This is a genomic window from candidate division TA06 bacterium (genome assembly GCA_016208585.1).
GTDB lineage: Bacteria > Edwardsbacteria > AC1 > AC1 > EtOH8 > UBA5202.
In genome coordinates, this window is sequence record JACQXR010000009.1 from 1 (window position 1) to 13,534 (window position 13,534).

Genomic DNA, 13,534 nt, shown 5'->3' on the forward strand with positions numbered 1-13,534 from the left:
CCACAGATAATAGAGGCCATTCATGGCCTTAACGAGCGGCGGCTGGTAGTCGGCAATGACGAAGGCTGCCGCTGGCGGAAAAAACCAACTCAACCCGCCAGAGAAGGAGCTTGGTATGCCGGTAATACTTAACGGATCCGGGTTAACCGTCGAAAAATTGGTGCGGATCGCCCGCCACCACGAACAAGTTGAATTGGCCCCGGATGTCCTGGAGCGCATCAAGCAATGCCGGACGATGCTGGAGGACAAGATAAAAGCCCGGGAGATCATGTACGGCGTCAACACCGGCATCGGGGAGTTTTCCGAAGTCGTTTTGAACGACAACCAGGTCAAGGATTTCCAGAAATACCTTATATACAACCATGCCGCCGGCATCGGCGACCCGGCGCCCGTCGAGCAGGTGAGGGCGGCAATGGCCGGGCGGATCAACGTTCACGCCCACAGCAACAGCGGCTGCCGGCCCGAGATCACCCAGACCCTGGTTGATATGCTGAACAAGAGGGTAACGCCGGTGGTCTGCCAAAAGGGTTCGGTGGGCGCCTGCGGCGACTTGGCTCCCATGTCCCAAATAGCGTTGCTGCTGATGGGCGAGGGCGAGGCCTTTTATAACGGCGAACGTCTTCCAGGAAAGAAAGCCATGGACAAGGCCGGAATCCCGGTTCCCGGCCTGCAAGCCCGTGACGGCCTGGCGGCCATCAACGGCTCCAACCTGCTTACGGCCATGAGCGCCCTGACCCTGTACGATTTCAACCGTTGGCTAAAACAGGCCGAGATCGCCTGCGCCATGAGCCTGGAAGCGCTGATGGCCAACCTGAAGCCCTACGACATCCGGCTGCACCAGGCGCGCGGCTTCAAGGGCGCCCAGCGGAGCGCCAAAGCAATCATGGCCTGCATCCAGGGCAGCGACCTCCAGACCGGCAAGATCATGACCAAGGTCCAGGACGCCTACTCCATGCGGAGCTCGCCCCAGGTGATCGGCGCCGCCCACGACGCCATCGCCTATGCCAAGTCCCAGGTGGAGATCGAATTGAACGGGGTGGGCGACAATCCCATTTTCATGCCGGAGTTCAAACTAACCCTGACCGGGGCCAATTTCCAGGGCTCGCCGGTCTGTCTGCCCATGGACATGGCCGGCGCCGCCATCACCATGGTCTGCGTTATCAGCGAGCGCCGCCTGAATCGCTTGACCAATCCCGCCCTGAGCGTCGGCTTGCCAGAATTTCTCACCAAGGGGGCGGGCATGTTCAGCGGGATGATGCTCAGCCAATATACAGCCGATATGCTGATTGTGGAGCAGCGTATTCTATGTATGCCGGCCAGCATCCAGTCCATTCCGGCTGCGGCCGACCAGGAAGATTTTGTGTCTATGGGCATGAATACCGCCCTCAAAAACAACCAGATATTGGACAATGCCTACGGCATCTTGGGCATTGAGATGATGGCCGCCGCCCAGGCCCTGGATTTCAGGGATTTCGGTTTCGGCCAGGGAGTGGCCAAAGCCCGGGAGATCATACGCAAGCATGTGTCCCATCTGGAGGAGGACCGGCCGCTGTATTCCGACCATAATATCATGAAGGAGCTGGTGAAATCCGGCGAGGTGCTGGAGGAAGTGGAGAAAACAATAGGGAGCCTGGAATAGAACGCCAAAATCAAAAATCAGAAATCAAAAATAAAATATTGGAATGAGCCTGATCATTGGCATACTGGTCTTCGGCTACCTGATTTCTAGCCTTCTTTCCGGTCTGAACCTTTCGCACCTCAATGTCAGCATCAAAAAAGGCTTGCCGCCGGAGGTCTCAGATCTTTTTAACGCACAGAATGTGGCCCAGATCGCCGATTATACCGGGGCCAAGACCAAATTCGAGTATTGGAGCGAGCTCGTATCCGTTGCGGTGGTCATAATCCTTTTTGCGGCCGGCCTAGTGACGCAGATCACGCTTTGGGCCGATGGGCTGAATATCGTCCCGCTGCTGCAGGGTTTGGCGGTGATGTTCGCCTTGCTGCTGATAGGCTATCTTTCAGGCATTCCGGCTTTCTTGTATTCCGATTTTAAGTTGGAGAAGAAATTCGGCTTTTCCACCATCACCGTAAAGACCTGGCTGGGCGATCAGGCAAAGGGCCTGCTGGTCTCCGGCGTATTGATGGGCCTGCTGTTCGCGGGCTTCTATCTTTTCATCAACTGGCTGGGAACACTATGGTGGCTGGCGGCCTGGGGCCTGGTGGTAGCCTTTTCATTTTTGATGATCTTTCTGGCTCCGGTGGTGCTGCTGCCGCTGTTCAACAAATTCGTGCCGCTCGAGGATGAGGAATTGAAAAACAAGATACTGGACATGGCAAAGGCAGCCGAATTCCCACTGGCCGGCGTCTGCCAGATGGACGCTTCCAAGCGTAGCACCCATGACAATGCTTATTTTACCGGGATGGGAAAGACCCGGCGGATCGTGTTCTACGACACCATGGTCAGGAATTACAGCCATCAGGAACTGCTTTCGGTTATGGGCCACGAGATCGGGCACTGGAAGATGAAACACATTTTCAAACTCATTGCCGCGGTCTCGGCAATCTCGGGAGTTTTATTATTCCTGTCCTCGCTGATACTGGCCCATCCCTGGATCTACCGGGCGGTCGGACTAAGCGGTCTTTTTGAGAAGACCGGCTTCAATGGGGCCTTGATAGGGGTGGCCCTTTATGTAGTAGCGATACTCTTTGAACCGTTGAATCTTTTTCTGTCGCCGCTGATGAACTGGCAGTCACGTAAATATGAGTATCAGTCCGATGCCTATGCCTTAAAGCTGAATCCCTCGGCGGACGATCTGAAGGGGGCGTTGATAAAACTCAGCCAGAAGAACCTGAGCAACCTGTTCCCGCATCCGCTGTATGTGATCTTCCATTATTCCCATCCGCCGCTGCTGGCCCGGCTGAAGGCGATAGATGAGGTAGGCAAAAGGCCGTGAACGGCCTGGGGTGTCTGCTGATGTGCCCTTAACCCAGCCCTTAAGGGCTGGGTTAAGAAGATTGGGGAATGTGATATAGGCCATTCATGGCCTTGCGAATTTAACAAAGAACTTATGCCACAATCATATCATAAAATATGGATCCATCTTATTTGGGGCACCAAGGAACGTTTCCCTGTATTAACCTCTGATTTACTGCCCCAGGTTCTACAACATATCCGGGCCAGGGCCGAACAGGAAGGTTATCTTCTGGACGCTATCAACGGAACCGCTGATCATATACATTGTTTGATTGAAATTGGTTTGACTCATAACGTTTCCACTATTGCCAACTTGCTGAAAGGCGAATCATCTCATTGGATAAATGCCGGGAAACTGACCGGAAGCCATTTCGCCTGGCAGGAAGGATATGGGGCCTTTTCGGTAAGCGCTTCGCAGCTTGACAAGGTCAGAGATTATATCAAGAACCAGAAGGAACACCACCGGCAAAAAACCTACCGGGAAGAGCTGGACGAGTTCCTGAAAGCGTATGACATAGGGGAACAAAGGCCGTGAACGGCCTGGGGTGTGTCCGCTGATATGCACTTAACCCAGCCCTTAAGGGCTGGGTTAAGATGAACATAGAAGTAGTGAAGGCCATTTATGGCCTTATGATATGATGTAAAAAATAATAATAAGTAAACGGAGAAAATTATCATGCCCAAGATAGTCCATTCCCCCCACGACACCAAGATCTCCTGCCAAGGCTGGCAGCAGGAAGCCGCCATGCGGATGCTGATGAACAACCTGGACCCGGCGGTGGCCGAAAAACCGGAGGACCTTATAGTTTACGGCGGCAGCGGCCGGGCGGCTCGCAACTGGGAATGCTACCATGCCATCATCAAGTCGCTCAAGAAACTCAAATGCGACGAAACCCTTTTAGTGCAGTCCGGCAAGCCGGTGGGCATTCTGCAGACCCATCCCCATTGCCCCCGGGTGCTGATCGCCAATTCCAACTTAGTGCCGCATTGGGCCAACTGGGATTACTTCCGCAAGCTGGAGGCGCTGGGGCTTATCATGTACGGTCAGATGACCGCCGGCAGTTGGATATATATCGGCACCCAGGGGATTCTTCAAGGCACTTATGAGACCTTCGGGGCCCTGGCCCAAAAGCATTTCGGCGGAAGCTTAAAAGGCAAATGGGTATTGACCGGCGGCATGGGCGGCATGTCCGGGGCCCAGCCGTTGTCGGTCACCATGAACGAGGGCGTGATCCTGGATGTGGAAGTGGATCCGTCCCGGATTCAGAAGCGATTAGACACCGGCTACTGCAATGTGATGGCGGACGATCTGGACAAGGCCTTAAAGCTGGTTTTTGAATACGTCAAGAAGGGCCAGCCGCTGTCCATCGGGCTGGTGGGCAATTGCGCCGAGGTGCATTCCGAACTGGTCACGCGGGGCATCATCCCCGACGTGGTCACCGACCAGACCTCGGCCCACGACGAACTTAACGGCTATGTGCCGCACCGGATGAGCCTGACCGAGGCTGCTCAACTCCGCAAGGACAATCCCGAGGAATACAAGCGTAAATCTTACGAATCAATGGCCATCCACATGCAGGCCATGCTGGACATGCAGAAGCAGGGCGCCATTGCTTTCGACTACGGCAACAACATCCGGGGCCAGGCGGTGAAACACGGGATCAAGAACTCCTTCGACGTGCCGGGCTTCGTGCCGGAATACATCCGCGACCTGTTCTGCGAAGGCAGGGGGCCGTTCCGCTGGGCGGCGCTTTCGGGCGATCCAAAAGACATCGCGGTGACTGACGAGGCGGTGTTGAAATTGTTCCCCAAGAATCTGCACCTGGCCCGCTGGATCAAGATGGCCCAGAAGAAGGTCCATTTCCAGGGCCTGCCGGCCAGAATATGTTGGTTGGGATATGGTGAAAGGGATAAGGCCGGCTTACTGTTCAACGACCTGGTGAAAAAGGGAAAGATCAAGGCTCCCATCGTCATCGGACGCGATCATCTGGACTGCGGCTCGGTGGCCTCGCCCAACCGCGAAACCGAGGCCATGAAGGACGGCTCGGACGCCATCGCTGACTGGCCCCTGCTAAACGCCATGGTCAACGTGGCCAGCGGAGCGTCGTGGGTGAGTATCCACCACGGCGGCGGGGTCGGCATCGGTTATTCGATCCACGCCGGGCAGGTGACGGTGGCCGACGGGACCAAGGAGATGGCCAAGAGGATCGAGCGGGTGCTGACCAACGACCCGGGAATGGGCATCCTGCGCCACGTGGACGCGGGGTATGACATTGCCAAACAAGTGGCCAGGAAGAAGAAGGTCAAGATACCAATGATGTAGACTAACAACAAAACACCTTCCCTAAACCGGTAGGTAATTATTTAAGGGAATTTTTAATTGGAGTAAAATCATGGCAACTTTTGGCACATACAAAAGCGACGGTGATTTGCCGTTGCAAGGTGGCGGTGGGAGTTTATATTGTTGCTATGATACAGACGGCAAGAAAGTTGCTGTTAAAGTAATTCATAAGAATAGGATTGAGGGAAGTGAAGGATTAGAAAGGTAGAGAAGAGAAATTCAAGCTCTTCGAAGGATTAAAAGTCAATACGTAGTAAATATATTATTGAGTTTGCACGATAATGCACTTCATCATCCAACATATCGGCCAACTGCTAACCTTGACCTCACCCAGGCCCTCTCTTAACGCATTAGGAGAGGGAGGACGGGCGAGGGCGGGATCAAATATGTCCGAGCTCGACATCATAGAGGACGGTCTCGTTGCCATTGAGGACGATAAGATCGTGGCCGTGGGTAAAACCTCTGAACTCAAGCCCAAGCTAAAACTATTGCCCCACACCAAGGTCATAGACGCCGAGAAACAAGTGGTCATGCCCGGCTTCGTGGACTGCCACACCCATCTAGTCTACGGCGGCTCCCGCGAGGACGAGTTTGAGATGCGGGCCTCTGGCGTTTCTTACCAGGAAATTGCCGCCAAAGGCGGGGGTATACGTTCCACTGTAAAAGCCACCAGGAAAGCCTCGCAGGAGGAGTTGACAAGGCAGGCCCGGCAACGATTGAATCGTATGTTGCTTTGGGGTACGACAACGGTGGAAGCCAAAAGCGGCTACGGCCTGGATACAAAAAACGAGATCAAGCAATTAGAGGTTGTAAAGGATCTGAACGAGTTGCAGGCCATAGAGGTTGTTCCGACCTTCATGGGGGCGCATGAGTTTCCGGAAGAATATCGTTCAATTAACAATGGACAGGGAACAATTAACCGCGCCGGTTACGTTGATCTCATTTGCAATGAAATGATCCCGAAGATCGCAGAGCAGAAGCTGGCCGAGTTCTGCGACGTGTTCTGCGACCAGGGCCTGTTCACGCCGGAAGAGGCCATCAAGATCCTTGAAACTGCCAGCAATTACGGGATGTATCCCAAGATCCACGCCGACGAGCTGGCCTCGGTGGGCGCGGCCGAGACGGCCGGAAAAGTCAAAGCAATCAGCGCCGAGCACCTGCTGTATTCTTCGCAGACAGGTTTGGAACTGATGAAACAGGCCGGGACCATCGCCGTGCTGCTGCCCGGCACCAGTCTGACCATCAAGAAGAGCTACGCCCCGGCCCGGCAGATGATCGAGCTGGGCATACCCGTGGCCCTGGCCACTGACCACAATCCAGGCTCCTGCACCATCGAAAACATGCCGTTCATCATCGGGCTGGCCTGCCTTTACCTGGGGCTGACCCCGGCCGAGGCCATCTGCGCCGCCACCTACAATGCGGCCTGCGCCCTGAACCGCGGCGACCGGATCGGTTCCATCGAGGTCGGCAAGCAGGCGGACCTACTGATACTGGACATCCCAAATTACCGCTACCTGCCGTATCATTACGGGGTCAACTATGTCAAGACGGTGGTCAAGAAGGGGCGCATCGTAGTAGGCCAATAAATTGATATTTATGGACACTTGTGGACATTGGGATATTATGACGAATAAGATACAAGATTTTACAGACTTGGTTATATACCAATTGGCCGTTGACTTGGCTGACTGGATATATGAGCTTACTGCCAAGTTCCCGGATGATGAAAAGTATAATCTCACTTCACAGCTAAGAATATCTTCAACTTCAGTCTACAGCAATATCGCCGAGGGTTTCGGAAGATATTATTACAAAGAGAACAAACAGTTTTGCCGCGTGGCCAGGGGATCTTGATACGAGACAAAAGCCCATATGATATTCGGCAATAAACGCGGCTACATCAGCCAACAAATCCTGAATGAATATATACAGCGCCACACAACTCTGGCCATAAAACTGAACAATTAGATCAATGCCACAGGCATTGATGTCCGCAAAATGTCAAATAATGTCAATATAAAAGCGCAGGAGAAAACATGACCAAGTTAGTCGAGTGCGTGCCTAATTTTTCCGAGGGCCGTGACCGCAAGATAATCGATGCCATCGCCGATGCCGTCCGCGGTGTAGCTGATGTCAAACTTTTAGACGTTGATCCCGGGGCCGATACCAACCGCACTGTCTATACCTTCGTGGGCACGTCGGAAGGGGTCAAGGAAGCAGCCTTTCAGGCCGCCAAGAAGGCCCGCGAGCTGATTGACATGTCCAAACACAGCGGGGCCCATCCCCGGATGGGAGCCATGGATGTCTGTCCCTTCGTGCCGGTTTCAGGCGTAACAATGGAAGAGTGCGTCCAGATCGCCAAAGACCTGGGCCGGCGGCTGGGCGAGGAATTAGACATCCCGGTCTACCTGTACGAATTTGCCGCCACTTCGTCCGAACGCCAGAGCCTGGCAGATATCCGCACCGGTGAATACGAAGCTTTGGAGGAAAAATTCAAAGACCCAAAATGGAAACCCGATTTCGGGCCGGCCAAGTTCAAACAAAAATGGGGGGCCAGCGTGGTGGGCGCCCGGGAATTCCTGATAGCCTATAACGTCAATTTAAATACCAAGGATAAAAAACTGGCCAACGAGATAGCCCTGAACATTCGCGAGGGGGGACGGGCCAGGAAGGATGCTTCCGGCAAGATCGTCAAGGACGCCCAGGGCAATTCGGTCAAGGTTCCCGGTCGCCTGAAGGCGGTGCGGGCCATCGGCTGGTACATCGAACAATACCGGCAGGCCCAGGTGTCCATCAACCTGATCAACTACAACACCACGTCGCTGCACGTTGTTTTCGAGACCGCCCGGGAAGAGGCGGAAAAGCTGGGCCTGATCGTCACCGGTTCGGAGCTGGTGGGGCTGGTTCCCCTACAACCCATGCTGGATGCCGGAAAATTTTATCTTAAAAAACAGGGCAAGTCGGCCGGGGCGCCGGAGAAGGAACTGGTGGAGGCCGCCGTCCGTTCCCTGGGCCTGGGCCAGCTGTCCGAGTTTGACCCGGCCAAGAAGATCGTGGAATACAATTTCATAAAACCGAAACCGCTGATGTCCATGACCGTCAAAGATTTTGTGGATGAGGTGTCATCGGAATCCCCGGCTCCGGGCGGCGGTTCGGTGGCAGCCCTGGCCGGAAGCCTTTGCGCGGCCCTCTCGGCCATGGTGGCTAATCTGACCGTGGGCAAGCAAGGCTACGAGAAGGTCTGGTCGGAGATGTCCGCTTTGGCAGAAAAAGGGCAGGATATCAAGGACAAGCTGGCCATGGCAGTGGACGAGGACACCAACGCCTTCAACGATCTGATGGAGGCCAGGCGCCTGTCTAAAACCACTCCAGAACAGAAAATGGCCAGGGAAAAGGCTATGGAAAAAGGTTACAAAAAGGCGGCGGCGGTCCCACTGGAAACGGCCAAAACCTGTTTAAAAGCGATGGAACTTTCCTTGGCTGCCGCCGAAAAAGGCAACGTCAATTTGGCCTCCGATGCCGGAGTGGCCGCTTTGATGGCCCGGGCCGGGGTGGAAGGAGCCGGCCTGAACGTGCTGATAAATTTAAGCTCCATCAAGGATCAGGGATTCGTGAAGGCCCACAAGGACGAAGTGGGCGCCCTCAACCTCAAAGCGGCCGAAATGTGCCAAAGGGTTTTGACGGCCGTATCCGGGAATATAAAATAAAAATGTAACTATGCAGCCACCAAGACCAAGACACCAAGAAAATTGAAGTTTCTTAAATCTAATCCAGCATTACAAATATTGTCGCTTTCGTGCCCCTGCAATGAAATTTATCCTGAGTTTATCGAAGGTCTTAGGGCAGGCTTTTATGGCAAGTATAATTTCATATGGGTTTGAACAATCCTATTCCCTAATCCGGATAAACCGGAACTTTTGCCACCAAGGCACAGAGACAAATAATATTAATAATCCTTTGACTTTGACTTCGTGGCATAAATATTTAAATATCTATTGATTTAAGCCCTTGATTTTTGTATACTTCAAATTTAGTATTGGTTTAATAAAAAATGCCCGATATAAAACGACTTAAAGAACAGGCCCATCTCTTTTTCCAAAAAGGCGAATGGGAAAAAGCCCGCCGGGCATATGAACAGTTGACCATGGTGGATCCTGAAAACCCGGAGCATGTGCTTACTTTGGCCAATATCTACCGGGAGACTGGCGAGGACCGCAAAGCCCTGGAGCAGTATGAGGTGGCGGTGCGGATCGGCGAAAAATCCGGGGATCTGCCCCGCTCCATCGTGGCCGCCAAGAAGATTTTATCTATTGACAAGGGCCGGATAGAATTATATAATAAAGCCGGGGAGCTTTACGCCAACAGCCAGTTAAAAAGCGGGGCCGTAAGGGAATGGCTCCGCTATGCCGACCAGCTTAAGGTCCGGAATGATTTTGTGGCCATGGCTGCAGTACACAAGAAAATAACCGCGCTGCTGCCGGAGAACCAGGCCCTGGGCGAAACGTCCAGGAAGATCGAGCAGATGGTGGCGAAAATGGCCTCGGACAATTCCGAGGACGCCCCGGATCCGGCTGACATTGTGCCCTATCATCGCCTGCTGGAAGTGGCTTTAAAAATGGGCAATGCCAAAAAGATCATGGAAACCCAGCTGACCTATGCCCGGGTTTTGCAAAAACGCGGTTTTGACCGCAAAGCCAAATCGGTCTATCAGAAAATACTGGAACGGGACCCCAGGAACGAGGAGGCCCTTTCCAAAATATTGTCATCCGGCAGCAGCCCGGCCATGGACCAGGGCCAGTTGAAGGAAGAATTGTTCCTGTACTGCAAGGACTTTCAGGACGCGGTCTGGTCCAACATCGGTGAATCTTACGAAAAATATTACGACGTCGGCATGCTTTACCGCGAGGTGGGCCTGCGCGATGACGCCGTCGTTGATTTTCAGCTTTCCATCAAGGGCGGTCAGCGCCAGCTGAAGGGGTTCGAGATGCTGGCTATTTCCTTTCTGGAACAAGGTGATTATGGCCTGGCCAGCGAGGTGCTGAACCAGGGCATCTCGGTAAAAAAGTTTTTGGACAACGAGTATGTGGGCCTGCACTACAACCTGGGTCTGGCCAACGAACAATTGGGGGACCGGCAAAAGGCCCTGGACGAATACGAGCAGGTCTATATCCTGGACATCAACTACAAGGATGTGGCCCAAAGGATGCGGAACCTGCTGGAGAAAAGCGATCAAACCCAGCCGCAAACCCGACCCGCGCCGGCACTGCCCGAACCGGCGTTAAAAGATGAACCGGCACCTGCCCCGGCCCTGCCAGGGCGGGAAAGTTTATCCGTCCCCGAAGAAGAGATTGCCGCCGCTGCGGAATATCCGGAGCCAGGATTAATTCCGGAAGAAGCGGCGCTGGAAAAAGATTATCAGGACTTGACGGCTTTCCAGGCCCAGCCGGAAGAGCCTTTGGCGCCCTCACTGCCCGGCTTGGACGAAGATGTTCTAAATGAGGAACCTTACGGCGACGGCACTTCGGCAGATGGGCCGCGGGTCAGTCTCAGCACAAGCACGGTGGAAGCCATTATGGAACAACCCCGCCAGCCGGCGCTCAAATCGGAGCCCAAAAAAATCTTCCGTCCGGTCCCGGCCAAATCACCGGATGACGAGCCGTATTTGGGATCCAACCAACAGGGCCTTTCATTTTTGTAATGTTTTCTAATCAAACTATTCAGCCACTAAGACACCAAGGCACCCCCGATATATCGGGGTTCACGCATTTTATTTTTCATATCGTTGTTCTCAAGGCAAAAAAAATCGTAAAATCGTTATTACGTAATAACGTTAAACGTGGATGTGTGTTGATGTCTTGGCGCTTGCCCCGTTTGCGGTGGTCTTTGGGGCTGAATATTTACGAGAAACAGGCAAATTAAAATAACCGAAAAGGAGGTGATAAGAATGGCCTATCTCACTTATGCACAACAGTCAGCATTTGCGCACATAGTTGTCCAGCTGATGAAGGATAACCAGACACAACTCAAAGAAGCCGGGTTTGATGCGGCAAAGAAAATTGCAAGTTTGGAAACATTTGTCAAACAAGCAGTTGAAGATGATGTAAGACAGGAACAACTTAAATCCGAACTTGCCAAAGCAACAGATAAAGCGGTAAAATCGCTGGATACAACTTACAAGCAGGCATCTTCTCTGGTTGATGCGATGGTTGGCGTGATTGGTAAAGATACACCGCTGGCTAAACGAATGAGACAACTCCGAGACCAGATGCAACTTGAAGCTCGGCGCGGCAAGAGGCAACCGAAGTAATTGCCTGCCGGGGTGTAGCCCCCGAATTTGTCCGGGGATGAACTGCCGGCGGATGATGCGTTTCCTGCAACAGAAGAGGTATTTCTGACAGCGGAAAAAGGATTTCTGACAACTGAAAATCGTGTTCTGACAGCGGAATAAGTATCTCCGATAATTGAAGAAGTATTTCTGGCAGCGGAAAAAGGATTTCTGACAGTAGGAGAAGGATCTCTGGCAGCGGAAGAGGGATTTCCGACAGCGGAAAAAGGGTCTCAGAAGGCAGACTTGTCCACCGAAGCCTCCGACTGCGCTAAAGCTTCATCGGATAAATTGGCGAAGGTGGAAGGCAGAAGAATGTCCAATCAGGAAAGTTTGAGAAATTAGCCAATGAAGCCATAGCGGACTTTTGAGCTGGTAAGCGCAGAGAGCTATGAAACATTTTGCTAATCCGTCATTTTGGACTTGCTATGAACAACTACCATCATCTGTTCAGGGCTTGGCGATAAGAATTTCAAGCTTCTCAAAACTAATCCTAATCATCCTTCTTTACAATGCGTTCCAGCGGACGCTCCTGATGTCGTGCCGCTGAGCTTTATCGTTGAGCACATGAGAAAAATATGAAAAAACGGGAATTGCTACAAAAGTTGTTATCTGGGTCGAAGAACATCCGATTTTCAGAAGCAACTACCTGTGCCGAATTATTCGGCTTTAGATTAGATCGTATCAAAGGCAGTCATCACATTTTTATACATCCCGATGTGCCGGAACTGGTAAACCGACAGGACGCGAAAGGAAAAGCAAAACCGTATCATGTGAAACAATTATTGAAGATTATTGAGCGATATAATCTCCAGATGGAGGGCAGAGAATGAGAGACTACCATATCAATCTATTTTATAGTGAAGATGATGAGGGGTACATTGCCGATATACCTGACCTGAAACATTGCTCTGCTTTCGGGGCAACGCCAGAGGAAGCATTGCAGGAGGTATTGAAAGCAAAAGAGGCATGGCTTGAAGCAGCCCGCGCCAATGGAAAGCCAATACCAGCCCCTCATTTTCGACCACTGATTTATCAAGTTGCATGAATAATTGTGTCTAACAAATCACTGCACCTGCCAAAAAGCTGGCGCTTTTTGGTAGGTGAGTTCTAGCGTTGAGCTAAAGAACTAAAGAACCGAAGAACCAAGAAACTAAAACCATGGCTGTGGGGGTGTGCCTGTGAACATCCTGAATTTAAAGGAGGTAAGAAGAAATGAGATTCAAGATTGCCATCATCGCTTTAGCCCTGACTTGCGTCTTTGCCAGTTCTGCCTTTGCCTGGCAACAAAACGGCGTCCCGATCTGCACCGCCGCAGATAGCCAACAGTGTCCCACTATAGTTTCTGATGGTGCTGGCGGGGCGATCATCGCATGGCAAGACTATCGTGGCACGGATTATGACATCTATGCCCAGCGGGTAAGTGCCTCAGGTGTACCTCTGTGGACTGCCAATGGCGTTGCAATATGCACAAATACAGGCGGACAAAGGTTTTCAACGGTTGCTTCTGATGGTGCTGGGGGGGCAATAATAACCTGGCGTGACGCTCGCAGTGGCACGAATTATGACATCTATGCCCAGCGGGTAAGTGCCTCAGGTGTACCTCTGTGGACTGCCAATGGCGTGGCTGTCTGCACGGCCACAGGACACCAAGAACACCCTGGATTGCTTCTGATGGTGCTGGCGGAGCGATCATTGAGTGGGAAGACAAACGCAGTGACCCGAATTGTGACGTCTATGCCCAAAGGATAGATACCTCCGGTGTGTCCCAGTGGACTCTCAATGGCGTGGCAATATGTATAGCTCCGAGTTACCAATGGTCTCATACTATCGTTGCTGACGGTCTTGGTGGGGCAATCATAACTTGGGAAGACTATCGGAATGGGAATTACGA

At 52.5% G+C, this 13,534-nt stretch carries 12 protein-coding genes; all 12 read left to right on the plus strand.

Annotated elements, in window-relative coordinates; all coding sequences use genetic code 11:
- Nucleotides 1–115 precede the first annotated feature (115 nt).
- The 12 genes from HY768_00890 to HY768_00945 all read left to right on the plus strand — a co-directional run bounded on the left by HY768_00890 (nucleotide 116) and on the right by HY768_00945 (nucleotide 13,392).
- Nucleotides 116–1,639, plus strand: a complete 1,524-nt coding sequence (locus HY768_00890; protein ID MBI4725777.1) for an aromatic amino acid lyase — start codon at nucleotides 116–118, stop codon at nucleotides 1,637–1,639.
- A 43-nt stretch (nucleotides 1,640–1,682) separates the two neighbouring features.
- Nucleotides 1,683–2,954, plus strand: a complete 1,272-nt coding sequence (locus HY768_00895; GenBank protein MBI4725778.1) for a M48 family metallopeptidase — start codon at nucleotides 1,683–1,685, stop codon at nucleotides 2,952–2,954.
- 114 nt (nucleotides 2,955–3,068) lie between these two features.
- The gene (tnpA, locus tag HY768_00900; GenBank protein MBI4725779.1) at nucleotides 3,069–3,509 is read left to right on the plus strand and encodes an IS200/IS605 family transposase; all 441 of its coding nucleotides are present in this window, start codon (nucleotides 3,069–3,071) and stop codon (nucleotides 3,507–3,509) included.
- A 141-nt stretch (nucleotides 3,510–3,650) separates the two neighbouring features.
- On the plus strand, nucleotides 3,651–5,297 hold the full coding sequence (gene hutU / locus HY768_00905) for a urocanate hydratase (protein MBI4725780.1): 1,647 nt from the start codon (nucleotides 3,651–3,653) through the stop codon (nucleotides 5,295–5,297).
- Nucleotides 5,298–5,596: 299 nt separating this feature from the next.
- Nucleotides 5,597–6,901: an imidazolonepropionase gene (locus HY768_00910; protein MBI4725781.1), complete on the plus strand. Its 1,305-nt coding sequence runs from the start codon at nucleotides 5,597–5,599 to the stop codon at nucleotides 6,899–6,901.
- Between the two features lie 37 nt (nucleotides 6,902–6,938).
- Nucleotides 6,939–7,169, plus strand: a complete 231-nt coding sequence (locus HY768_00915) for a four helix bundle protein (GenBank protein MBI4725782.1) — start codon at nucleotides 6,939–6,941, stop codon at nucleotides 7,167–7,169.
- 182 nt (nucleotides 7,170–7,351) lie between these two features.
- Nucleotides 7,352–9,022, plus strand: a complete 1,671-nt coding sequence (ftcD, locus tag HY768_00920) for a glutamate formimidoyltransferase (GenBank protein ID MBI4725783.1) — start codon at nucleotides 7,352–7,354, stop codon at nucleotides 9,020–9,022.
- 344 nt (nucleotides 9,023–9,366) lie between these two features.
- Nucleotides 9,367–11,013, plus strand: a complete 1,647-nt coding sequence (locus HY768_00925; protein ID MBI4725784.1) for a tetratricopeptide repeat protein — start codon at nucleotides 9,367–9,369, stop codon at nucleotides 11,011–11,013.
- 246 nt (nucleotides 11,014–11,259) lie between these two features.
- A complete protein-coding gene (locus HY768_00930; GenBank protein MBI4725785.1) occupies nucleotides 11,260–11,622 on the plus strand; it encodes a hypothetical protein in 363 nt (120 codons plus the stop codon).
- 596 nt (nucleotides 11,623–12,218) lie between these two features.
- Nucleotides 12,219–12,473 carry a type II toxin-antitoxin system HicA family toxin gene (locus HY768_00935; GenBank protein MBI4725786.1) on the plus strand — a complete coding sequence of 85 codons (255 nt, stop codon included), beginning with the start codon at nucleotides 12,219–12,221 and terminating at the stop codon, nucleotides 12,471–12,473.
- On the plus strand, nucleotides 12,470–12,688 hold the full coding sequence (locus HY768_00940) for a type II toxin-antitoxin system HicB family antitoxin (GenBank protein ID MBI4725787.1): 219 nt from the start codon (nucleotides 12,470–12,472) through the stop codon (nucleotides 12,686–12,688). Before HY768_00935 ends, HY768_00940 begins: the two co-directional genes overlap by 4 nt.
- A gap of 167 nt (nucleotides 12,689–12,855) precedes the next feature.
- Nucleotides 12,856–13,392, plus strand: coding sequence for a hypothetical protein (locus HY768_00945; protein MBI4725788.1), 537 nt, complete (start codon nucleotides 12,856–12,858; stop codon nucleotides 13,390–13,392).
- Nucleotides 13,393–13,534 lie beyond the last annotated feature (142 nt).

Coding starts and splice junctions, on each gene's coding strand:
- HY768_00890 (MBI4725777.1), top strand. CDS start 116: ATGCCGGTAATACTTAACGGATCCGGGTTAACCGTCGAAAAATTGGTG.
- HY768_00895 (MBI4725778.1), top strand. CDS start 1,683: ATGAGCCTGATCATTGGCATACTGGTCTTCGGCTACCTGATTTCTAGC.
- tnpA (MBI4725779.1), top strand. CDS start 3,069: ATGCCACAATCATATCATAAAATATGGATCCATCTTATTTGGGGCACC.
- hutU (MBI4725780.1), top strand. CDS start 3,651: ATGCCCAAGATAGTCCATTCCCCCCACGACACCAAGATCTCCTGCCAA.
- HY768_00910 (MBI4725781.1), top strand. CDS start 5,597: ATGCACTTCATCATCCAACATATCGGCCAACTGCTAACCTTGACCTCA.
- HY768_00915 (MBI4725782.1), top strand. CDS start 6,939: ATGACGAATAAGATACAAGATTTTACAGACTTGGTTATATACCAATTG.
- ftcD (MBI4725783.1), top strand. CDS start 7,352: ATGACCAAGTTAGTCGAGTGCGTGCCTAATTTTTCCGAGGGCCGTGAC.
- HY768_00925 (MBI4725784.1), top strand. CDS start 9,367: ATGCCCGATATAAAACGACTTAAAGAACAGGCCCATCTCTTTTTCCAA.
- HY768_00930 (MBI4725785.1), top strand. CDS start 11,260: ATGGCCTATCTCACTTATGCACAACAGTCAGCATTTGCGCACATAGTT.
- HY768_00935 (MBI4725786.1), top strand. CDS start 12,219: ATGAAAAAACGGGAATTGCTACAAAAGTTGTTATCTGGGTCGAAGAAC.
- HY768_00940 (MBI4725787.1), top strand. CDS start 12,470: ATGAGAGACTACCATATCAATCTATTTTATAGTGAAGATGATGAGGGG.
- HY768_00945 (MBI4725788.1), top strand. CDS start 12,856: ATGAGATTCAAGATTGCCATCATCGCTTTAGCCCTGACTTGCGTCTTT.